Source organism: Pseudomonas sp. XWY-1 (assembly GCF_002953115.1).
In the GTDB taxonomy this organism is placed as follows: Bacteria; Pseudomonadota; Gammaproteobacteria; order Pseudomonadales; family Pseudomonadaceae; genus Aquipseudomonas; species Aquipseudomonas alloputida.
This window is the reverse complement of sequence record NZ_CP026332.1, coordinates 260,422-281,481: the sequence shown is the minus strand read 5'-3', so window position 1 is coordinate 281,481 and position 21,060 is coordinate 260,422. Positions and strand designations below refer to the sequence as shown.

The following is a 21,060-nucleotide window of genomic DNA, read 5'->3' as shown; positions in this document are numbered from 1 at the left end:
CCTTCTTCGCGGGCACGCCCGCTCCTACAACAGGCCTATGCTGAACCTTCGTAGGAGCGGGTTTACCCGCGAATAGGCCCTCAACCCCAACACACATCCCCATGCCCAGCCCCCTCCACAGCCACCACCTAAGCACCCGCTTCCAGGCCCTCGACCAGTTCCTGATCGAGCACCAACAGCTGTGGAAACCCCGCCCCTTCACCACCCTGCAACTGCCTTGGGAAACCACCCACCCAGAGCTTGCCGGCCACCTGCGCCAATGTTCCCTGGCAGACGCCGAAGCCGACAGCGCCCCTGACCGCTTGCCTGCCCCATTCCCGCAACTGGCCGAACAAGCCCGACAGCTCGCCACGCTCGGCAGCCTTGCGCAAACCAATCTACCGCCTGCCGCCCACCGCCTGGACGTCGCTGTCCCCGGCCGCAAATGGCAGCAGATCGAAGCCTTCGCCAGCCACCTGGCCTTCCGCGAGCAGCCCCGGCACTGGCTGGACTGGTGTTCTGGCAAAGGCCACCTCGGCCGTCGCCTGCTGCAACCCGGGCAACACCTGACCTGCCTGGAGTACGACGCCGACCTGGTCGCTGCCGGTCAGGCCCTGAGTGCACACCACCACTTGCAAGCACAGCACGTACATCAGGATGTGATGGCCAGCGACAGCGCTCGCCACCTGGCTGACGATAAAAGCGTGGTTGCCCTGCATGCCTGTGGCGATCTGCATGTACGCCTGCTGCAACTGGCCAGCCAGCAAGGTTGCCGGCAACTGGCCATAGCCCCCTGCTGCTACAACCGCATCGCCGCGCAGCAATACCAGGCGTTATCCACAGCCGCGCAGGCGTCGAGCCTGCAGCTGTCGCTGGACGACCTGGGCCTGCCCTTGAGCGAAACCGTCACTGCCGGCGCCCGCGTGCGGCGCCAGCGCGACACCTCGATGGCCCGGCGCCTGGGCTTCGACCTGCTGCAACGCCAGCAGCGCCAGAGCGATGAATACCTGCCGACACCTTCCCTGCCGGTGGCCTGGCTGGAGAAGCCCTTCGAACAATACTGCCGTGACTTGGCTGAACTGAAGCAATTGCCAGTGAGCGGCGACCCGGACTGGGCAATGTTGGAAGCTGCGGGCTGGCAACGCCTGGCCGAGGTCCGCAACCTGGAGCGCGTACGCAACCTGTTCCGTCGGCCACTGGAGCTGTGGCTGGTACTCGATCGCGCCCTGTTCCTCGAAGAGCAAGGCTATGACGTGCGCCTGGGCCTGTTCTGCGATTACCCACTGACCCCGCGCAACCTGCTCATTCTTGCGGAACGCGACGGTTAGCCGCAGCACAACCTGTGGATAAGTCTGTGAACAAGCTTGTGATTACCTGTTGGATCCAAGCGCTATTTCAAGCGCTTGGCTTATTCCTGCGTGCGGCTGCAGCCCAGTAAAAACAGGCGTTTGCGCAAAGACCAGCGGCGTAGCGATCCGGCATGCCTTTCGCTCAGGTCCCAAATGCCACTTGTGCATAAACATTTCTTGTGGTTAGCGCAAGCGGCTTTTGTGGGACCGGCCTTGCGTCGCGAAAGGTCCGCAAAGCGGCCCCCGTTTTCGGCACAATCTCTGAAATCGCCGGGGCTGCTCTGCAGCCCCATTCGCGACGCAAGGCCGCTCCCACAAATGACCGCGTCAATGCCTAATGCGCCTTGCCCTTGGCAATCTCGATATCGTTCATCAGCGCCTTGGCCATGTCGCAAAGGTAATCGGCTGCACCCAGGAATTTATGGTCGTCCTCCATATCCCCCTCGCGCACCAGGTGCTTGATGTAGCCCATCAGGATCGAGACATGCTCGTAGGCCGCGTCGACGGGGACGCCGGGCTCTACGCGTAGCAGATTGAGGGATGGGTTACCGGCTGCGAGGAAGGTTTCCACGCCTGCGGTTGTGATTGGTTTGGGGCTGTTGGGATCAGAATCGATCGTTTTCACTTTTCAAACTCCCTAGTTCAAAAGGAGTTGCCGTGTTCATTCTTTCTCACGGAACAAAGGCGGCAACCGTGCACGAGGTGAGAAACCGAGTGAACGTAGGAAGCTCGGCCAGACCAAGGTCTGCCCGCGCACAGTCGCCATTACGCAGCCGATACGTTCAAAGTCGGGTTCTCACACCCGGTCGCCAGAGCGACCCGAAAACGGTATCCGTGAGCCACTTCCCCGACAACAGCGTTACTTCGGCGGCGCGCGTAGGATACTTCCGAAGCATCCAAACCCTGAAGCTTTTGACCCCATGGTTCAGAATTCCCTTACACAGATAACCCGGCTTACCCGCCCCCTTGTAGGAGCGGGTTCACCCGCGAAGAGGCCATACCAGACAACACAAGGCTAATGCTCCACCGCCGCAACGGTGTATCATCCGCCCCCCAAATCATTAAAAAGTGACGTCGCGCGCTGCCCGCCAGCCCTGCGATCTTCTGGCGTTGCGCCAGAACCGACAATGGACCACCGGACCTGAGCATCGTGACCCGAGCCAACCCCCTCGCCCTGTTGACCTTCGCCCTGGCCCTGACCGGCTGCGCCGGCGGCACCTCGCCCCACCCCAACAGCAACCTGGGCTGGAACCACCCCGGCATGCAGCTGGGCGGCGACAACGGCCTGCCCCTGCGCACAGAAGCTCCATGCCGCAAGCGCGGCTGCGACAACGACAAGCTGTTCTTCAACCCGGGTAAAAGCGAGCCTAGCGTCACCACCATGCACCGCGGCTGGTAGGAAAATTCTTCTTTTAGGCCGGTGACTTAGGTCTTTTGCGAACATTCGCAAGGAAGTGGTTTACAGGCGCCAAACGATCGCTATAATGACGCCCCATTGCCGGTATAGCTCAGATGGTAGAGCAACTGACTTGTAATCAGTAGGTCCCGGGTTCGATTCCTGGTGCCGGCACCATACGCAGTATCAAAAAAGGCTCACCGAAAGGTGGGCCTTTTTTGTTTTCCCCCCGCAGCCCCAATCCCCTGCCTTACAGATGCCCTGAAGCCACCACGATCGGTGTAGGAGCTGGCTTGCCTGCGATGGGCTGCGCAGCAGCCCCAACCACCCCAAGCAGAAGCAATTCTCTGATCACCAGCCCAGCTCAAAAACAGACACACCCTCCAACACAAACGCTTTGACTCGCCAACCAATCCCCACTACGATTTATCGCAAATTTTAGATATTTCCGCCGAGGCAAGCCAATGGCGCTTCAATTCCACGAAAGCCCTTTCCAAGCCACCCACGACGCAGATACCGCCAGCAAAATGGCCTTGAAAATGGACTTGTCCATTTTCATCACTGACTGCATCAAAAAAATGGGCCTCAAACAGCATGATGCCGCAGCCAAGCTGAACGTAACCCAATCCCGCATATCCGAGCTTGCAAATGGCAAGATCGAGAAATTCACCTTGGACGCCATGATGGATATGCTGGACAAGCTCGGCTTTCGCACAACCCTGACCCTGCCCTCGAACGATGCCGGTTCACCGCCCCAGATCGTGATCACCCAAATGCCTGGCAGCTAAACCCTGTATCCCATTTTTCTCAGTTCTTGCTTCAACTTGGGGATTCCATGCGCACTTGGACACCCAGTCCACGCTGACTTGGACACTCATTCCACGGCCACTTGGACACTCATTCCACGGCCACTTGGACACTGATTCCACAAGCACTTGGACAGTGATGTTCCACTGATCCGATCCATGCTCAGGCAGGCAGCAACGCAGGATTATTCACTACCATCGACCTCTTTTCTCGAAGCGAAGAGGTCATCGTGGAGCGTATATCCATGCGTAAAATCCGAGAGGTACTACGTCTAAAGTTCGACGCTGGCCTGTCCGTGCGCAAGATCGCCGCCAGCCTGCGCATCAGTAGCGGCAGTGCGGGCAATTACTTGCACCGTTTCAACGCTTGCGGGCTGAGTTGGCCGACATTGTTATCGGATGCCGAACTGGAGCGATGCCTGTTCCCTCCAGCACCAACAGTTCCCAGCGATCAACGTCCGATGCCTGACTGGTCTTGGGCGCATGCCGAGTTACGCCGCCCCGGCGTCACTTTGGCCCTACTCTGGCAGGAATATCGACTCGCTCACCCGCAAGGCTTCCAATACAGCTGGTTCTGCGAGCACTACCGCCTCTGGGCCGCCAAGGTCGACGTTGTCATGCGCCAGGAGCACCGTGCCGGCGAAAAGCTGTTCGTCGATTACGCCGGACAGACCGCGCCCATCATCGACCGACAGACCGGTGAAATCCGTCAGGCCCAGATCTTCGTCGCCGTCCTCGGCGCGTCCAGCTACACCTTTGCCGAGGCCACCTGGTCGCAGAAACTGCCCGACTGGCTGGGCTCGCACGCCCGCTGTTTTGCTTTTTTCGGCGGCACATCGCAGATCCTGGTGCCCGATAATCTGCGCAGTGGCGTCACCAAGGCGCATCGCTACGAGCCGGACATCAACCCCAGTTACCGCGATCTCGCCGAGCATTACGGCGTAGCCGTACTGCCCGCGCGTTCGCGTAAACCCAAGGACAAAGCCAAGGTTGAAGTGGGTGTGCAAGTGGTCGAGCGCTGGATCCTGGCAGTGCTGCGCAACCGCCAGTTCTTCTCGCTCGGAGAACTCAACACGGCAATCAGCCTGCTGCTCGAACGCCTCAATCAAAAGCCCTTCAAGAAGCTGCCCGGCTCACGCCGCTCGGCCTTCGAGACCATCGACCAACCCGCACTGCAACCGCTACCAGAACATCCGTATGTCTACGCCGAATGGAAAAAGGCGCGGGTGCACATCGACTATCACGTCGAGGTCGAGGGCCATTACTACTCGGTGCCGTACCAGCTGGTGAAGCACCAACTCGAAGTGCGGCTAACCGCTAAGACCGTCGAGTGCTTCCACGCCAACCAGCGGGTGGCCAGTCACCTGCGCTCGCTGCACAAAGGCCGCCACACCACCCAAACCGAGCACATGCCCAAGAGCCACCGGGAGCACGCCGAATGGACACCGCAACGGCTGATCCGCTGGGCCGAGCAGACCGGGCCTAACACCGCTGGCGTTATCGCCTACATCCTTGAGCGCCGAATCCATCCTCAGCACGGCTTCCGCGCCTGCCTGGGCATCCTGCGCCTGAGCAAGCAGCACGGCGAAGAGCGGCTGGAAGCCGCTTGCCAGCGAGCGCTGGCACTGGGCGCGTGCAGCTACAAAAGCCTTGAATCGATCCTGCGCCAAGGGCTGGAAAAGCTACCGCTGTCCCAGCAAAACCTGCCGCTACTGCCCGACGAACACATCAACCTGCGCGGCCCTGGCTACTACCACTGACCTGAAAAAGGAGCACCAAAATGCTGCCCAACCCGACACTCGACAAGCTGCAAACCCTGCGCCTGCACGGCATGATCAAGGCGCTGAGCGAGCAACACGCCACGCCCGATATCAATGATCTGAGCTTCGACGAACGCCTCGGCCTGATGGTCGACCGCGAGCTGACCGAACGTGAAAACACGCGTCTGAGCAGCCGCCTGAAACTGGCACGACTGCGCCATAACGCCTGCCTGGAAGACATCGATTACCGCAGCCCACGCGGCCTGGACAAGTCCCTGATCCTGCAACTGGGCAGCGGCCAATGGCTGCGCGACGGCCTGAACCTGATCATCGGCGGCCCAACGGGCGTAGGCAAAACCTGGCTCGCCTGCGCGCTGGCTCACAAGGCCTGCCGCGACGGTTACAGCGTGCGCTACCTGCGCTTGCCGCGCTTGATGGAGGAGCTGGGCCTGGCTCACGGCGACGGCCGTTTCGCCAAACTCATGGCCGGCTATGCCAAGACCGACCTGCTGATCCTGGACGACTGGGGCTTGGCGCCGTTTACCGCTGCGCAGCGGCGCGACATGCTTGAACTGCTGGACGACCGCTACGGCAACCGCTCGACGCTGGTCACCAGCCAGATGCCGGTGGACAAATGGCATGCGCTGATCGGCGACCCGACCTTGGGCGATGCGATCCTCGACCGGCTGGTGCACAACGCTTATCGGATCGAACTGAAGGGCGAATCGATGCGCAGACGCGCAACGAAATTGACGGCGACAGAGACTTCAGACTAACAATGCAAACCTGCGTCGCTGCGCTCCGACTGCCTGTCCAAGTGGACGTGGATCAGGTGTCCAAGTGAGCATGGAACGAGTGTCCAAATGATCGTGGGCTGAGTGTCCAAGTGTCGTGGAATCCGCATTCAACTCCTTCATCCGCTGTTCGGCGACCTGCCGCGTGCCGGTCGGACCTGTTGGTCGTTTTTATGAACGAATGCAACACGACGACCATGTCTGCAAATTTGGCCACATACACGCATCGGAATGCAGGGCTGCCGTTGATGATGAGCTCAATCGCACCCGCCCCTACCGACTCGGTCAACGACTTGATCGGCCGCTCTGGGTCCTGGCCATACTGGATGCGTCGCAGGTCTTTACCAAAATCGTCCTGAACGTCCTTGGGAAGGTCTTTGTATTCACGCTCAGCAGCTGCACTCACAAACGCAAACTTTTCAACGGTCTACCCACGGCGATATGCTGGATTGGGGACGGCATGGATGCCAGGAGGAGGGAATCTAGCGCAGTGGCTTGCAGTTGGCGGAATTAGAAATGTTTCGCGGTATAACCCTGAAATATCGTGTTTCTCTCGCCCGCTGAAATCAGTTCGACCTCATTTGGGGCCGGCTACATCACGTTGTACCCCGCCGCATGCAGTGGCCTTGCTTGGGCAGATCCACACGATCACTGGCAAATTCGACTTGGTGTTTGCGGGGGTTGCCGCACTCAGGACGATGGCTACGACACCAAGGCGGACATCTGCGGCCACGGGTTCCGAGCCATGGCTGCAGTGCGCTGGTCGAGTCTGGGTTGTGGTCGGAGACGGCTATCGAGCCTGTCAAACCACCCCATGCATGAAGAACTCAACCGGTACGCTGAAAAACTCAGCAAAGCCCTTTATCTGGGCAACCGTCATCTTCCGCTTGTTGTTCAGAATCTCGGATACCGCGCTCTGGGTCGCTATCGCCGACAGGTCCTTCTGCTTCACGCCCCTGTCCGACAGCAGAAAGGCCAACGCTTCGGCCTGGCTCGCGAACGGCACCAATACAGACTCACTCTCATACTCGTAGACGCGGTCCGCTACCATCTCGGCAAAGCGTGCCGCAGCGTGGCCTTCGCTGTCCGCATGGGAGTAGAGCTCGTCGATCAAGGCCATGCGTGCCTCAAGCTCGGCATCGTCCTTGATGGGGTCATGGCAGGCGGCTAGAAGCTGGGCCATGGTTGCCATCTGAGTGTTCAGGCCATCGAGCATGGGTGAAATATTAGCGATGAAGGCATCTAGTCCATTGGCTTCGATTTTATCCCGCTTCATGTTGTCACCTGTCGAATTGAAATATCGCGCGGCCCAGGTTGCTACCTGATATCGCTTCTGCACCATTTGTCGTACTCGGCGTGCGACAGAATGGCCTTGATGTAGAGAGTGCCCGTTCGCGCATTGAGCCACGCGATCAGACGGCATTCGTTTTTCTTGATATCGAACACGTAGATATCAAGCGGCCCTTTGCGGCTGACGGGCCTGAGTTTTGAGTGGGGGATGCGATCAACATTCCAGCCAGACACAGTGGCCCACGTCTGCCTCAACTGTTCAAAAGATTCAAACCGCAGCGTCGCCCTGTCGAAGGTCGTCAGCCACAGGCTTAGGGGCGCTTTCCACTGGCCGTGAACTTCAATCGCCTTGGTAACCGCCGCTTTCGTTATGACCCGCATTGTGTTGTCCCGGCGCACCAACATAGGGTGGAAAATATCTCTGATCCAGATATCTGTCAACCAGATATCTGGATGCGCGATGTACGGTGACCTGGCGATCGCCAATGGATTGATGCCCGTCAAACGACGGGCTGGGCGAGGAGTTTACGGTCAGAACAGGCAGCCCTGAGGGAGGATGAACATGGCCAAGAGATTCCCCACAAACCCTCGCCACCCCGAGCGTATCTGCTGGGGTTGCGACCTGTACTGCCCTGCCAAGGCGCTAGCCTGTGGCAATGGCGCAGACCGGACCATGCATCCGGTGGAGCTGTTTGGCGAAGATTGGAATAACTTCGAGGGCCAGTTGGAGAAGCCGGTTGATCCAGGGCAAGCGGTAGAGCCCAGGTAAGAAAGGGCCGCTTGGCGGCCCAGCGCAGGCCTTGAACCCAGCGCTGGTTCCGTGTGCGGGCGTGCCCGCGACGCTGGCGATGCGGTTGCAGGCACCGGCTGCGCCGGTGTTCGCGGGTGAACCCGCTCCTACAGGTACAGCGCCAGGCCTTGTGGAATGGCTGATCAGAACGCGGTGCTCACCGTCAACGACAGGTTACGCGGGTCACCATAAATCGCCCCGGCATAGAACCCGTACTGGCTGTAGTAGTGCTTGTCGAACAGGTTGTTGGCGTTGAGGCTGACACTGGTGTTGTCGGTGAGCTGATACTTGGCCATGGCATTCCAGATGGCATAACCGGACCAGTTCACGTCAGTGGCACCATTGCTCACACCGTTCGTGGGCTGGCCAGCCGGGCTGGAGATGGCGCGGATGTTGGTCTGCGCAGTCACGCCGGCGCCCAGGGTCAGGCGGTCGAGCGGGCCGCTCAGGCGGTAGGTGGTGGAGGCCTTGAACAGGTGCGACGGGTCGCTGCGGCCGTCGCTGTCGACGCGGCGGAAGTGCAGGTAGGTGTAGCCGGCGTAGACGTTCCAGTTGGGGGTCAGGGCGCCTGCGACTTCCAGGTCGATACCATCGGTTTCCTGCCCGGAGCCGGCCTTGTAGGCGCTGCCGCCGGTCGGGGTGGTCAGGTCGCCGTCCAACACGGCCTTGTTTTCCTGCTTGGTGCGGAAGTAGGCCGCCGAGGCGTTCAGGCGGCCATCGAACCACTCACCCTTGATACCTGTCTCGTAGCTTTGCCCACGAATCGGCTCGACCTTGCTGCCGCTGCTGGTTTCAGACGTTTGCGGTGTGAAGATATCGGTGTAGCTGGCATACACCGAGTAGTTGTCGTTGAGGTCATACACCGCGCCCAGGTAGGGGGTGACGATGCCGTTTTCTTCCTGGCTGCTGCGCTCGCCGGCCACGCTGCGGGTGACCGAGGAATAGTTGCTGGTGCGCACGCCAACGATCACCGACAACGGGTCGGTGATGCTCAGGCGGGTGGCGGCGTACATGCCCTGCAGGCGGGTGGTGGTCTTGCTGTGAAGGCCGGTGCGCGAGGCGATGAGGTCGTAGTCGTCATCCACGCCATTGTGCCAGTCGGTCACCGGGAAGCCGTTGTTGGCGCGGAACTGGCAACCCAGTGCAGGCGCGCTGGTCATGCCGTCGCCGACCATGGTGCAGGTGTACTGAGGCGACCAGCCGACGGTGCGGCTGTCGTTGTAGCCGACCATGGCCTGGTGGGTGCGGCCGAACAGCTGGAATGGGCCGGACAGGTCGATTTGCGCGGACTGCTGGGTGGTGTCGCTGGAGCTGTGCAAACCGTTCAGCACGGCGCCGCTGCCGTCCTGGTCCCAATAGCCACCATAGCTGCCGCGCCCGGCCGAGTTCACCTTGGCAAGGCCCCGATGGTTCAGGGCTTCGGTGGTGGCCTGGGCGGCTTTCAGGTCCAGGGTCCAGTCGTTGTCGAAGCGGTGCTCGAGCGAACCGAACGCAGTGCGGGTGGTGTACTCGCCAAAGCTCCAGCTGGGCACCACGTTGGTGCTGCGCGGCAAGTCGGTCTTGCTGCCGTCGCGGTACCAGATCGGGATGTTCGCGCCCCAGCCGCCACCCACGACCTTGTTGTACTCATACTGGTAACCGGCGCCGAGGGTGGTGGCGTCGTCCAGGTCGAACTCGAAATTGGCCAACGCGGCGCGGGAACGTTCGGACTGGTTGTCGCGGAACGAGTTGGCATCCTGCTGGGTCATCACGAAGCGCGAACGCAGGCGGCCATCTTCGGACAGAGGCAGGTTCAAGTCAGCACCCAGACGACGCTTGTCCCAGCTGCCATAAGTGGCATAGGCACTACCGCCGAAGGTTTTGGTGGGTGCCTTGCGGATCAGGTTGACGGTGGCCGAGGGGTCGCCGGTGCCGCCCAGCAGGCCGTTGGCGCCGCGTACGATGTCGATGCGTTCGTACAGGTCCATGTTCAGCGCATTGCCGCTGCCACTGAAATCGGAGCCGCCCTGAGTCTGCAGGCCATCGACCTTCCAGTTGCTGATCGAGTAACCACGCGCGCGGTAGTCGGTGCGCCCACCCACCTCGGACTTGTTGGCCGTTACGCCTGGGGCGGTTTCCAATGCCTGCTCGATGGTATGGATGTCGCGGTCATCCATCTGCTGGCGCGTGATGGTGGTAACCGATTGCGGTGTCTGCCGTGGCGTCAGTGCCAGGCCAGTGGAGCTGCGGGTGCTCTCGACCGTGTAGCCCAACTGACCGGCCTCGTCGGCAGGCAGTAATGCACTGTCTTCGATCTGTGTGGCGTCGAGTTCAAGGGGTTTACCGTCGGCAGCCACTGCACCACCGCTGATGGCGACGGCGACGCAGAAGGCCAGCGGCTTGAGGCAATTGCCGCTTTGACTGAAGGGGGTGAACACTGTCGTGATGCTTTGGGGATTCATTTGGGAAGGCTTCGTATTTGCAGATGATTTTTTGTTAGGATTCTAGGGATCAGCCCTCCGGGCTCCAGACCCGACATGTACGGGGATGTAATTGAACGTAACGAGCGCCAAGGGCACTCACCTAACAGGTGTTTTTCTGCATGAGCACGACCCTGCTGGTTGTCGATGATGACGACGAGATCCGCGAACTTCTTTGTGATTACCTGACCGATGCCGGCTACAACGTGCTGGCGGCAGCCGACGGTCAACAGATGCGCGACCAGCTGGCCCGGCACAAAGTGGAGCTGGTGGTGCTCGACCTGATGCTGCCGGGTGAGGACGGCCTTAGCCTGTGCAGGCAGTTGCAGGCCACACCAGGGTTGGCAGTGATCATGCTGTCAGCCAAGGGCAGCACACTGGACCGCATCATCGGCCTGGAAGTAGGCGCCGACGACTATCTGGCCAAGCCCTTCGAACCACGCGAACTGATCGCCCGGATCAAAGCCGTACTGCGTCGTCCGCAACGCCTGGGCACCTCTGCCGAAGAACCCGTGGTGGACGCCCAGCTGTTCGCAGGCTTTCGCCTGGAACACGTCAAGCGCCTGCTCACCCGCCCGGATGGCGAGACCCTGACCCTGCCGCGCTCCGACTACCGCGTGCTGCGCGAACTGCTGGAAGCCAACAACCGAGTGGTCTCCCGTGACCAACTGACCCGCAGCGCGTTCGGCCGCGATCACCTGCCCGACGACCGCTCGGTGGACATGTGTGTCAGCCGCCTGCGCCAGCAGCTGCGCCGGGCGCCGGCGGGCACCGCGCAAATCCTGACCATCCGCAACGAAGGCTACCTGCTGAGTCTCGCCCCCCTCGCGGCCGGTGCCTGACATGCGCTGGTTTCACCGGCTATGGCCTCGCACCTTGTTTGGTCAGCTGCTGCTGATCATGGTCAGTGGCACGCTGGTGATCCAGTTGATGTCGAGCAGCATCTGGTTCGATGTGCGTTTCGCTCAGGCGCTAGAGGTGCCCGTGCGACTGGTTGCTGCACGCAGCGCACCCCTGATTACCCAGGCCGACTGCCACGGCGGTACGCTGCAGGCGCCAGCCCACTACCAGCTTCACTGCGTCGAAAGCCCGCCTGCGCAAGAGCATGACGAGCGCCGCGGGCACAGGCGGGTCGAGCTGTTGTTGCAGCAGGCCCTGAAGTACGAGCTGGGGCATGCCCAGGACGTGCGCCTGATGGACGTGCAACTCACCGACGAACTGGGCCAGCCGATCGTCTGGCGCAGCCTGTTCGGCCTGCGCACGGCCCAGGCGCATATCCAGTTCGCGGTGCCGTTACCCGATGGCCACTGGCTGACCATTGCGGGCCAGGAACTTCAGGGCTGGAGCGGCGAGTCGGCCTGGGTGCTGATCAGCGATTACCTGCTGCGGGTATATGCGCTGCGCATCGTCGCGGTGCTGCTGGTGTGCCTGATTGCCGTGCGCCTGTGCCTGCGCCCGTTGCGGCGCCTGGCCGATGCCGCACGCGGCCTGGGCAGCAACCTCGAGCAGCCTCCCCTGGCGCTGGATGGCCCGGAGGAAGTGCGCCAGGCGGCGCAGGCGTTCAACGCGATGCAGCAGCGGCTGATTGCCATGGTCAACGACAAGGCCTACTTCCTGGCCGCCGTGTCTCATGACCTGCGCACCCCACTGACCCGCATGCGCCTGCGACTGGAGCGCTTACCCGATGACGAACACCGCCAGCGCCTGCAGCAGAACATCACGCAGATGGACAATATGATCGGTCAGGTTCTGGATTACCTGCGTGCCGGAGAGCAGCAGAACTTGCAGCAGGTGGACCTGGACCGGCTGGTGACGCGCCAGTGTGCGGACCTGGCGACTGACCAGGAACCACTGCCGGTGCACGGCCGGGTGAACAGCCTGCGGGGGGATGCCCTGCTGCTGCAGCGCTGCCTGCAGAACTTGTTGGTCAATGCGTTGCGTTATGCCAAGGATGTTTCTGTCACGCTGGAGCGGACCACCACAGGAGTGTTCATCCACATCGACGACCGTGGACCAGGCATTTCGCCAGCGCTGCTGCCGACCATCACCGACCCGTTCGTGCGCGGTGAGGGATCGCGTAACCAGGCATCCGGCGGATATGGGCTGGGGCTGAGCATTGCCCAGCGGATCGCCGCCAGCCATGGGGGTGAGCTGATATTGTCGAACCGTGAGAGCGGTGGATTGCGGGTCAGCATACTGCTGCCTGGCTAACGCGATCTTCTGTGGGAGCAGCCCCACACCATAGGACTGCGCAGGCCTGGGAATTCGCAATCAGGTAACAGTCTTTTACCGATTACCCAGGTTTTCCGTCCCCTGCGTTTGCCTATCCTAGGCCCGGTCATCCTGCCTGCGATGGACCCATGAAACACTCTCTTCCCAGCCGCTACGCCTGCCTCGTACTCTGCCTTGTCTTCACTTTCGCCAGCCTGCCCCTGCTGGCCCAACATGCCTGGCTGTGGCCGGTAACGCTGATCACCGCGCTGCTCAGCCTGGTCGGCCTGAATGACCTGCGTCAAAGCCACCATGCGGTGCGACGCAACTACCCGATCCTGGGCAATATCCGTTACCTGATCGAAACCATCCGCCCGGAAATCCGCCAGTACCTGATCGAAGGTGACGACGACAAGCTGCCGTTCTCCCGCTCGCAACGCTCGCTGGTCTACGCCCGCGCCAAGAACGAAAGCGCCGAGAAAGCGTTCGGCACGCTCAACGACGCCTACAAACCTGGTTTCGAATTCATCAGCCATTCCATGCTACCGGTGGCCACGCCAGACCCTGCGTCGTTCCGCATTGCCATCGGCGGGCCGCAATGCCGAATGCCCTACTCGGCCTCGATCTTCAACATCTCGGCGATGAGTTTCGGCGCCCTCAGCGCCAACGCCATCGCCGCGCTCAATCGCGGCGCGCGCATGGGCCGGTTTGCCCATGACACTGGCGAAGGCAGCATCAGCCCGTACCACCGTGAACACGGCGGCGATCTGATCTGGGAAATTGGCAGCGGCTACTTCGGCTGCCGCACCGAGGACGGTCGTTTCGATCCACAGCGCTTCGCCGAACAGGCCCGCTCAGCACAGGTGAAGATGATCGAGATCAAGCTCAGCCAGGGCGCCAAGCCTGGCCACGGCGGCATTTTACCGGGGCATAAGGTCAGCCCCGAAATTGCCGAGACCCGTGGCGTACGCGCAGGCGAGGACTGCATCTCGCCGGCGGCGCACAGCGCCTTCCGCACACCGGTCGAGCTGCTGCGGTTCGTAGCCGGCCTGCGCGAGCTTTCGGGCGGCAAGCCCGTTGGCTTCAAGTTCTGCCTGGGCCACCCTTGGGAATTCATGGGCATTGCCAAGGCCATGCTCGCCACCGGCATCACCCCTGACTTCATCGTTGTCGATGGCAAGGAAGGCGGCACCGGCGCGGCACCTCGCGAGTTCAGCGACAACATGGGCGTGCCGATGCGCGAAGGCCTGATGTTCGTGCACAACACGTTGGTCGGCCTGAACCTGCGCTCCAGCATCCGCATTGGTGCGGCGGGCAAGATCGTCAGCGCCTTCGACATTGCCAGCGTATTGGCCATCGGCGCTGACTGGGTCAATTCGGCACGCGGTTTCATGTTTGCCATTGGCTGTATTCAGTCGCAGAGCTGCCACACCAACAAGTGCCCGACCGGCGTAGCGACCCAAGACCCTCTGCGCCAGCGCGCGCTGGTGGTGCCAGACAAGGCCGAGCGGGTAGCCAGCTTCCACCGCAACACACTGCACGCACTGGCCGAGATGCTGGCTGCCGCAGGCCTGGAGCACCCTTCGGAGCTCAAGCCCAAGCACCTGGCGCGGCGCATCAGCCCCAGCGAAATCGGGTTGTTTTCGGACTTGCACACATTCCTCAAGCCGGGCGAATTACTCAGTGGCTCGATCGAAAGCGAGTTTTATGCGCGGATGTGGCGGATGGCGCGTAGCGACAGCTTTGCACCGGAGACGGGGCATACTGAAACACGAACTGTGGCGTCAAGACTGCGCCACGAAGAGACTGAACCTGCATGACAAACATGACTGGGGCTGCCCTGCAGCCCTTCGCGGGCGTGCCCGCTCCCACAATTTGCAGCGCCATCGAAGGCGGCGCTTTACCTGTGGGAGCGGGCAAGCCCGCGAAGGGCCGCAGCGCGGCCCCAGCTTTCATGCAAAGAACTGCGGATCAGAAGATGCTGATCGGGTACTCGACGAATACGCGGACTTCGTTGCCGTCGTCGTTGTAACCGTTCTGCTGCACGGCGTTGTTGGTACGCAAGAACGAGCTACGCAGCTTGATCGACAGGTCCTTGGCCGGGCCGTCCTGCACCACGTAACGGATCTGGTTGAAGATTTCGCGCTCTTTACCTTCGCCGAAGCCTTGCGGGTTGGCGACGTTGCGGGTGTTGATGTTGTCACCCACCACGTAAGCCAGCTTGTAGGTCAGGCCCGGAATGCCGTAGGCACCGAAGTCCAGGCCGTAGCCCAGCTGCCAGGAGCGCTCGTCTTCGGCGTTGAAGTCGGACCAGTACGAGTTGGCCAGGTAGATGGTGGAACCACCGTCACCCACGCCGCCAGCGTTCTGGTAGAAGCCGTAGTTGTAGCCCGTGCTGCCAGTGCTGCGCTGGTGAGCGAGGGTGAACGAGTGCGCACCGTACGCGTAGGTGGCTGCAAGGCTCCAGATGGTGTTGGAGTCGCCGTTCAGGCCTGCGGCTTTTACGTACTTGTTGTTGATGTCCGACTTGTAGCCGTTGAAGTCCAGGGTCAGGGACTGGTCGCTGGCGATCGGGAAGACGTAGTTCAAGCCCAGGTAGTGCTTCTTCATCACATCTTCGTTGTCGGCGGTGTACAGCGAAGCGGTGAAGTTGTCGGTGAACTTGTAGCTGCCACCTAAGACGTTGATCGACTTCAGGCCACCACCATCACGGCGCTCGGCGCTCTTGCGCGCTTCCTGGGTGAAGCGGCCGGCGTTCAGTTCCAGGCCCTGGATCTCTTTGGAGGTGATCAGGGTGCCGGTGAAGCTTTCTGGCAGCAGACGTGCATCGTCGTACTGCAGCACTGGCAGTGCTGGCATCTGGTCACCGTACTTCAGCACGGTGTTGGAAATGCGGAATTTCACAGCAGCACCACCACGCGCCAGGTTGTGCGGCGAGCTGGCGTTGCCTTCGGCATTGGTGGTTTCGTGCGGTTTGAAGAAGTCGACGCCGCCACCACCGTTGTGGCCTTTGCCGCCATCCAGGCGCACGGCGTACAGGCCGAATGCGTCAACACCGACGCCAACGGTGCCTTGGGTGAAACCGGAGGAGAAGTTGGCGATGAACGCCTGGCCCCATTCGATCTGGTCGTCGGTGCCATGCTTCTTGTCACGGTTGATGTAGGCGTTGCGCAGAAGGACGTTGGCGTGACTGTCCTCGATGAAGCCCTTGCTGTCAGCCTGGTCATTGGCCTGAGCCTGGGTCGCGGCGATCATCGCCAGGGCGACCAGGCTGATCCTGGTTTTCAACATGTTGTTTTCCTTATTTCTTAATCAAAAACGCACTGCAATATGACGCCAGGAACCAACGCCCCTTCGTAGGTTCGACGCTATGCGGATCCAGCCGGGTGGGCCGACCGGTAATTTCACGGCGGCCCTTGGCAGCAGCTTGGCCAATACCATGGCCAGCAGGCGTTGGCCGAATCCTAGCCGTGTGCGATTACAAATGTCAAAAAGTCGTGAAATGCAGGTTGATATAACCAAAATTACCGGCCTGTCTGGTGCATTTCCATGCAGGTTTGCGCTATCAGCGGGCAATTTATCTTGTGTAGGAAATTGCCTTTTGATCGAACGGACAATTTCCTGGGAGCAGGCAGAGCGTGGCCGCAGAGGCTGTTACAAACGGACACATATGTAAAGACAAGCCTTTACAAATACCCAAGCAGGAGTAAATAGCAAGCATTACCATTCGCACTTAATTTTCAACTGTCCGGTTTGAATGTGCCCATGCTTGTACCCTGCCGTCTTTCACCCCTGACGCTTGGCCTGTCGCTGCTGTTCAGCGCCAGCCTGGCCAGTGCCGCCACCACCACACTGCCGGAGTCGTCGGTTACCGCCGACAGCGAACGCGAGAAGGACAACCCGCGGGTCAAGGAGGTGAGCACCGCAACCCGCACCTCAACGCCCGTGCGTTATGTGCCGCAGGCCATCGATACGGTGAAAACCGCCAATGTGCTGGATTACGGCAGCAACACGCTGGGCAAGGCGCTGGAGGGTATCCCCAACGTCAGCAGCGGCGCCGACACCCGTTTTGACAGCGTACGCATCCGCGGCTTCGAGGCCAGCAACGACTTCTACCTGGACGGTATCCGCGACGACAGCCAGTACATCCGCGACCTGCACAACATCGAGCGGGTCGAAGTGCTGAAGGGGCCTGCAGCGGTACTGTATGGCCGTGGCAGCCAGGGCGGCATCGTCAACAGGGTCAGCAAGGCACCGGAGCCGGGTCGCCGCTCGACCATCGAAGCGCAGGCCGGCAGCGAAGACCTGCGCAGCCTGTATGCCGACCTCAGCGCCGACCCCAGCGACACGGTCAGCCTGCGCCTGAACATGGGCAACCAGGACAACAACAGCTTCCGCGATGGTATCGACGGCAGCCGCCAACTGTTCGCCCCGTCGATCAGCTGGCAGATCACCCCCGACCTGAACTGGCTGGTGCAGTACGAATACAGCCGCTACAACCGCACACCAGACCGGGGCATCCCGAGTGTCAACGGCCGCCCGGCAGACGTCAGCCGCAGCGCCACCTACGGCGACAATCGCGACTACATTGACGACCGCGCCCAGTCGCTGCGCTCGCGCCTGAACTACCAGTTGAACGAAACCTGGCAGCTGCGCCACACCCTGGGCCTGTTCAAACTCGACAGCGAGTTCGACAACACCTATGTCACGGGCTACAACGCCGGCACCAATACCTTGACCCGCCAACGCTGGCAGCAGGACCTGAACACCCGCAACCTGTTCAACAACCTGGAGGCCGAGGGCGACTTCGACACCTTGGGCCTTGAACACAAGCTGCTGCTGGGCCTGGAGTTCGGCAACCAGCGGCGCGATCCGCTGCTATACAGCGCCGGCAGCCAGAGCCTGCCAGGCCTGGGCAAACCCAGCCAGCCGCACAATGGTACGTTGGCGGTATCGAGCAACAACCACACCGTGGTCGACAGCCGCGGGGTTTATCTGCAGGACCAGATTCGCCTGAACGATCAGTGGCAGGTTCTCGCCGGCGTGCGCTTTGACCAGTTCGAAGTGGAAACCACCAACAAGGATGGCTTGCGCGAACCGCAGGACAGCAACAGCACCAGCCCACGCCTGGGCGTGGTCTACACGCCATGGCGCGACCATTCGTTCTACGCCTCGTGGAGCAAGACTTTCTCACCGGTGGGTGGCGGCTTGATCGGCATCACCCCAGGGGCACAGGGCAACACCAATAAAACCGACCCGGAAGAGATCCGGCAGAAAGAAATAGGCGTAAAGAGCGACTGGTTGGATCAGCGCCTGACCACCACCCTGGCCATCTACGAGCTGGAACTTTACAACCGCCGCACCCGCGACCCAAACGACCCGAACATCATCTTGCTCAGCGGCATGCAGCGTTCGCGCGGCATCGAACTGACGGCCACCGGCAACATCGTCGGCAACTGGTATGTACGCGGCGGCATTGGCCTGCAGGATGCGATCATCGTCAAGGACAATAACGGCCAGGAAGGCAACCGCATCAATGACGTGGCCAAGCGCAATGGCAGCCTGTTCGTGACCTGGAAGCCAGAATTGGGGTGGTACGCCGAAACCGGGCTGACACTGGTGGGCGAGCGTTATGCGGACAACCAGAACACCACGGTATTACCAGGGTATGGCCGTTGGGATGCACTGGCGGGGTATCGGACCCATGACTGGGATGTGCGGGCGGCATTGAGCAACATTGCTGACAAGACCTACTACAGCTCGGCGACCAGTGCGGCGCAGATCCAGGTGGGCGATCCGCGTAGCCTTGTGGTGACGGGTAGCTACAGTTTCTGATTTTAAGTTGCCTGTACCTGCCTCTTCGCGAGCATGCCCGCGAAGAGGCAGGTACAGGTGCAATAGATCAGTGCCACACCGCCATCAGCGCCTGCATCTCTGCTTCGCTGATCAACCCTTGGGGGTATCGCCCGGCAAGCAGACGTCGTGGGTCGGTCGTCCTGACCCTGATGCTTCCATGGTGTTTCAACCGCTTCGCCAAAAGCCTGAGCGATTGGCGATCAACTGCCGATGGGCGCAATGCCGACTCACTTGCTGCGTTCATGTCCACACGTACTCCCTGGCCCGTGAGCGGCTAATTTACGTAGGTATTGTTACAGATCAGAGGCGCGGCCTGACCGTGCCATCTCGCTATCTGCTTGAAAAACAATACAAAACGTATGCCAGCTCGGCCTCCGGGCGTCGCCCGCGCAAAAAAGAGGCCCGTCACATGACGGGCCTCTCATTCATTACGGGCTCAGCGCTTGACCGGCGCCGGCTGCTGTTGGGTCAGGCAGTGAATGTTGCCGCCACCCAAGAGCAGCTCGCGGCCCGGGATCATCACCACCTCATGGTCGGGGAAGATCCTTGCCAGGATCGCTCTGGCTTCAGCATCTGCCGGGTCGTCGAAGCTTGGGGCAATGATGCCACCGTTGACGATCAGGAAGTTCACGTACGAACCCGCCAGGCGCACCGACGGGTCACGCTCCTGGCTGCCGGCGACCTGGTCGACACCGGCGCATTCTTCGGCAGTGGCGAACAGCGGGCCCGGGATCGGCATCTTGTGCACGATGAACTCGCGGCCCTTGGCGTCGCGGGTGTTCTTCAGCACATCCATGGCCGCGTGGCAGCGCGCATAGTTGGGGTCGTTGGAATCATCGGTCCAGGCCAGTAACACTTCACCCGGGCGCACGTAACAGCAGAAGTTGTCGACGTGGCCGTCAGTTTCGTCGTTGTACAGGCCATCGGGCAGCCATACCACGGTGTCGACCGCCAAGTGATCACGCAGCACCGCTTCGATCTGCTCGCGGCTCAGGTGCGGGTTGCGGTTGCGGTTGAGCAGGCATTCCTCAGTGGTGATCACGGTGCCTTCACCGTCTACGTGGATCGAACCACCTTCCAGCACAAAGCCTTCGGTCTGGTAGCGCTGGCAGCGCTCCATTTCCAGCACCTTGGCGGCCAGTTCCTCGTCGCGGTTCCAGGGTGCGTACAGGCCGCCATCGAAGCCGCCCCAGGCGTTGAAGCCCCAATCTACACCGCGCACTTCGCCATGGTCGTTGATGACGAAGGTAGGGCCGGTGTCACGCACCCAGGCATCGTCGTTGCTGATTTCAACCACACGAATGTTCGGCTGGTCGAGCTGGCGCCGGGCGTTCTCGTACTGGCCGGCGGAGACCGCGACGGTTACAGGTTCGAAACGGGCAATGGCCTTGGCCAGGGTTACGTGGGCAGCCTGCGCCGGCTTGCCGCCCAGACGCCAGTTGTCCGGGCGCTCCGGCCAGACCATCCATACCTGAGTTTGTGGGGCCCACTCGGCGGGCATGTGGAAACCATCGGCACGGGGCGTGGAGTTGAGGGTTTTCATGGGTGACCTCTGTGATGGCCCTGAGCCGGGTATGCTGGGGCGTTTGTCAATTTATAACCGATATATATCGATATTTGAAGCCTGAAAATCGAAGAATTCCGCGCCATTCGGCGAATTTAAATCGATAACAATCGACACATGTCAGCACTGGTCTGGTGAAAGGAACGGCCTGCTGTCTACCATAGCCACACCTTATGCATCCTGTTACAGCTACGCGCGGAAATTTCCGGCAAGGCCGACTAGGGTCAATACTTGAACGACGGGCCAGCGAGCCGCTATGAACATCATCCCTACAGCAATCCCTGAAGTACTGATCATCGAGCCGAAGGTGTTCGCTGACAGCCGTGGTTTTTTCTTCGAGGCATTCAACGCCCGTGAGTTCTCAGAGCAAACCGGCGTGAACGTGGCGTTCGTCCAGGACAACCACTCGCGCTCCATCAAGGGCGTGCTGCGTGGGCTGCACTACCAGGTGGCAAACACCCAGGGCAAGCTGGTGCGCGTGGTGCACGGGGAAATCCGCGATATCGCCGTGGACGTGCGCAAAAGCTCGCCAACATTCGGTAAATGGGTCGCGGTGCACCTGTCAGCCGACAACCATCGCCAGCTGTGGATTCCGCCTGGCTTCGCCCACGGTTTTGCGGTGATGAGTGAATCGGCCGAGTTCCTCTACAAGACCACCGACTACTACAACCCTGGCGCCGACCGCTGTATCCGCTGGGACGACCCGCAACTGGCCATCGACTGGGGGCTGCAGCAGCCACCGCTGTTATCGGACAAGGACAAGGTGGGCTTGCCATTGGCAGAGGCGGAAGTGCTGCCTTAACTAG

Annotated in this window: 19 protein-coding genes, 1 tRNA gene and 1 pseudogene; 13 read left to right on the top strand and 8 right to left on the bottom strand. The window is 60.9% G+C overall.

The window, feature by feature from the left end; translation table 11 throughout:
• The first annotated feature begins 101 nt into the window (after window positions 1-101).
• Window positions 102-1,307: a methyltransferase gene (locus PRJ_RS01275; protein ID WP_104960614.1), complete on the top strand. Its 1,206-nt coding sequence runs from the start codon at window positions 102-104 to the stop codon at window positions 1,305-1,307.
• Window positions 1,308-1,662: 355 nt separating this feature from the next.
• On the opposite strand, the gene PRJ_RS01270 is transcribed toward PRJ_RS01275, so the two are convergent.
• Complete coding sequence (locus tag PRJ_RS01270; protein WP_003255753.1) at window positions 1,663-1,953, bottom strand: DUF3077 domain-containing protein; 291 nt, start codon at window positions 1,951-1,953, stop codon at window positions 1,663-1,665.
• A 525-nt stretch (window positions 1,954-2,478) separates the two neighbouring features.
• On the opposite strand from PRJ_RS01270, the gene PRJ_RS01265 reads away from it, so the two are divergent.
• The 5 genes from PRJ_RS01265 (at window position 2,479) to istB (ending at window position 6,066) form a co-directional block, all read left to right on the top strand.
• On the top strand, window positions 2,479-2,727 hold the full coding sequence (locus PRJ_RS01265) for a hypothetical protein (protein ID WP_011953231.1): 249 nt from the start codon (window positions 2,479-2,481) through the stop codon (window positions 2,725-2,727).
• A 98-nt stretch (window positions 2,728-2,825) separates the two neighbouring features.
• Window positions 2,826-2,901 (top strand) — tRNA-Thr (locus PRJ_RS01260).
• Window positions 2,902-3,188: 287 nt separating this feature from the next.
• Entirely contained in the window at window positions 3,189-3,512 is a 324-nt protein-coding gene (locus tag PRJ_RS01255) for a helix-turn-helix domain-containing protein (protein WP_104960613.1), read from the top strand.
• A 263-nt stretch (window positions 3,513-3,775) separates the two neighbouring features.
• Entirely contained in the window at window positions 3,776-5,290 is a 1,515-nt protein-coding gene (istA, locus tag PRJ_RS01250; protein WP_034000381.1) for an IS21 family transposase, read from the top strand.
• A gap of 20 nt (window positions 5,291-5,310) precedes the next feature.
• On the top strand, window positions 5,311-6,066 hold the full coding sequence (gene istB / locus PRJ_RS01245; RefSeq protein ID WP_034000379.1) for an IS21-like element ISPre4 family helper ATPase IstB: 756 nt from the start codon (window positions 5,311-5,313) through the stop codon (window positions 6,064-6,066).
• A gap of 52 nt (window positions 6,067-6,118) precedes the next feature.
• Here istB and PRJ_RS01240 read toward each other — a convergent pair whose 3' ends face one another.
• Window positions 6,119-6,490 carry a type II toxin-antitoxin system RelE/ParE family toxin gene (locus PRJ_RS01240; protein WP_256597903.1) on the bottom strand — a complete coding sequence of 124 codons (372 nt, stop codon included), beginning with the start codon at window positions 6,488-6,490 and terminating at the stop codon, window positions 6,119-6,121.
• Between the two features lie 205 nt (window positions 6,491-6,695).
• Here PRJ_RS01240 and PRJ_RS30165 point away from each other — a divergent pair.
• Window positions 6,696-6,882 (top strand): annotated as a pseudogene (locus tag PRJ_RS30165) (integrase); the annotation flags it as partial.
• A 4-nt stretch (window positions 6,883-6,886) separates the two neighbouring features.
• Here the strand turns inward: PRJ_RS30165 and PRJ_RS01235 are convergent.
• Both PRJ_RS01235 and PRJ_RS01230 read right to left on the bottom strand, forming a co-directional pair.
• Window positions 6,887-7,360: a type II toxin-antitoxin system HigA family antitoxin gene (locus PRJ_RS01235; RefSeq protein ID WP_004575922.1), complete on the bottom strand. Its 474-nt coding sequence runs from the start codon at window positions 7,358-7,360 to the stop codon at window positions 6,887-6,889.
• Between the two features lie 41 nt (window positions 7,361-7,401).
• Window positions 7,402-7,878 carry a type II toxin-antitoxin system HigB family toxin gene (locus PRJ_RS01230; RefSeq protein WP_256597902.1) on the bottom strand — a complete coding sequence of 159 codons (477 nt, stop codon included), beginning with the start codon at window positions 7,876-7,878 and terminating at the stop codon, window positions 7,402-7,404.
• Between the two features lie 58 nt (window positions 7,879-7,936).
• Between PRJ_RS01230 and PRJ_RS01225 the strand changes: the two genes are divergently transcribed.
• The gene (locus PRJ_RS01225; RefSeq protein WP_104962845.1) at window positions 7,937-8,143 is read left to right on the top strand and encodes a DUF3079 domain-containing protein; all 207 of its coding nucleotides are present in this window, start codon (window positions 7,937-7,939) and stop codon (window positions 8,141-8,143) included.
• 164 nt (window positions 8,144-8,307) lie between these two features.
• Here PRJ_RS01225 and PRJ_RS01220 read toward each other — a convergent pair whose 3' ends face one another.
• Window positions 8,308-10,605: a TonB-dependent siderophore receptor gene (locus PRJ_RS01220; protein WP_104960611.1), complete on the bottom strand. Its 2,298-nt coding sequence runs from the start codon at window positions 10,603-10,605 to the stop codon at window positions 8,308-8,310.
• Between the two features lie 140 nt (window positions 10,606-10,745).
• Here PRJ_RS01220 and PRJ_RS01215 point away from each other — a divergent pair, with 140 nt between their 5' ends.
• The 3 genes from PRJ_RS01215 (at window position 10,746) to PRJ_RS01205 (ending at window position 14,654) form a co-directional block, all read left to right on the top strand.
• Window positions 10,746-11,465, top strand: a complete 720-nt coding sequence (locus PRJ_RS01215) for a response regulator (RefSeq protein WP_060545248.1) — start codon at window positions 10,746-10,748, stop codon at window positions 11,463-11,465.
• A 1-nt stretch (window position 11,466) separates the two neighbouring features.
• On the top strand, window positions 11,467-12,834 hold the full coding sequence (locus PRJ_RS01210; protein WP_104960610.1) for an ATP-binding protein: 1,368 nt from the start codon (window positions 11,467-11,469) through the stop codon (window positions 12,832-12,834).
• Between the two features lie 149 nt (window positions 12,835-12,983).
• Complete coding sequence (locus PRJ_RS01205) at window positions 12,984-14,654, top strand: FMN-binding glutamate synthase family protein (protein ID WP_104960609.1); 1,671 nt, start codon at window positions 12,984-12,986, stop codon at window positions 14,652-14,654.
• A gap of 151 nt (window positions 14,655-14,805) precedes the next feature.
• Here PRJ_RS01205 and PRJ_RS01200 read toward each other — a convergent pair whose 3' ends face one another.
• A complete protein-coding gene (locus PRJ_RS01200) occupies window positions 14,806-16,125 on the bottom strand; it encodes an OprD family porin (RefSeq protein WP_003255784.1) in 1,320 nt (439 codons plus the stop codon).
• Window positions 16,126-16,599: 474 nt separating this feature from the next.
• On the opposite strand from PRJ_RS01200, the gene PRJ_RS01195 reads away from it, so the two are divergent.
• Window positions 16,600-18,669, top strand: a complete 2,070-nt coding sequence (locus tag PRJ_RS01195) for a TonB-dependent siderophore receptor (protein WP_104960608.1) — start codon at window positions 16,600-16,602, stop codon at window positions 18,667-18,669.
• Window positions 18,670-18,736: 67 nt separating this feature from the next.
• On the opposite strand, the gene PRJ_RS30245 is transcribed toward PRJ_RS01195, so the two are convergent.
• Window positions 18,737-18,934: a hypothetical protein gene (locus PRJ_RS30245; RefSeq protein WP_011953221.1), complete on the bottom strand. Its 198-nt coding sequence runs from the start codon at window positions 18,932-18,934 to the stop codon at window positions 18,737-18,739.
• 192 nt (window positions 18,935-19,126) lie between these two features.
• Entirely contained in the window at window positions 19,127-20,233 is a 1,107-nt protein-coding gene (aguA, locus tag PRJ_RS01185; RefSeq protein ID WP_010951636.1) for an agmatine deiminase, read from the bottom strand.
• Window positions 20,234-20,510: 277 nt separating this feature from the next.
• On the opposite strand from aguA, the gene rfbC reads away from it, so the two are divergent.
• Window positions 20,511-21,056, top strand: a complete 546-nt coding sequence (gene rfbC / locus PRJ_RS01180; protein ID WP_104960607.1) for a dTDP-4-dehydrorhamnose 3,5-epimerase — start codon at window positions 20,511-20,513, stop codon at window positions 21,054-21,056.
• Window positions 21,057-21,060: the final 4 nt, after the last annotated feature.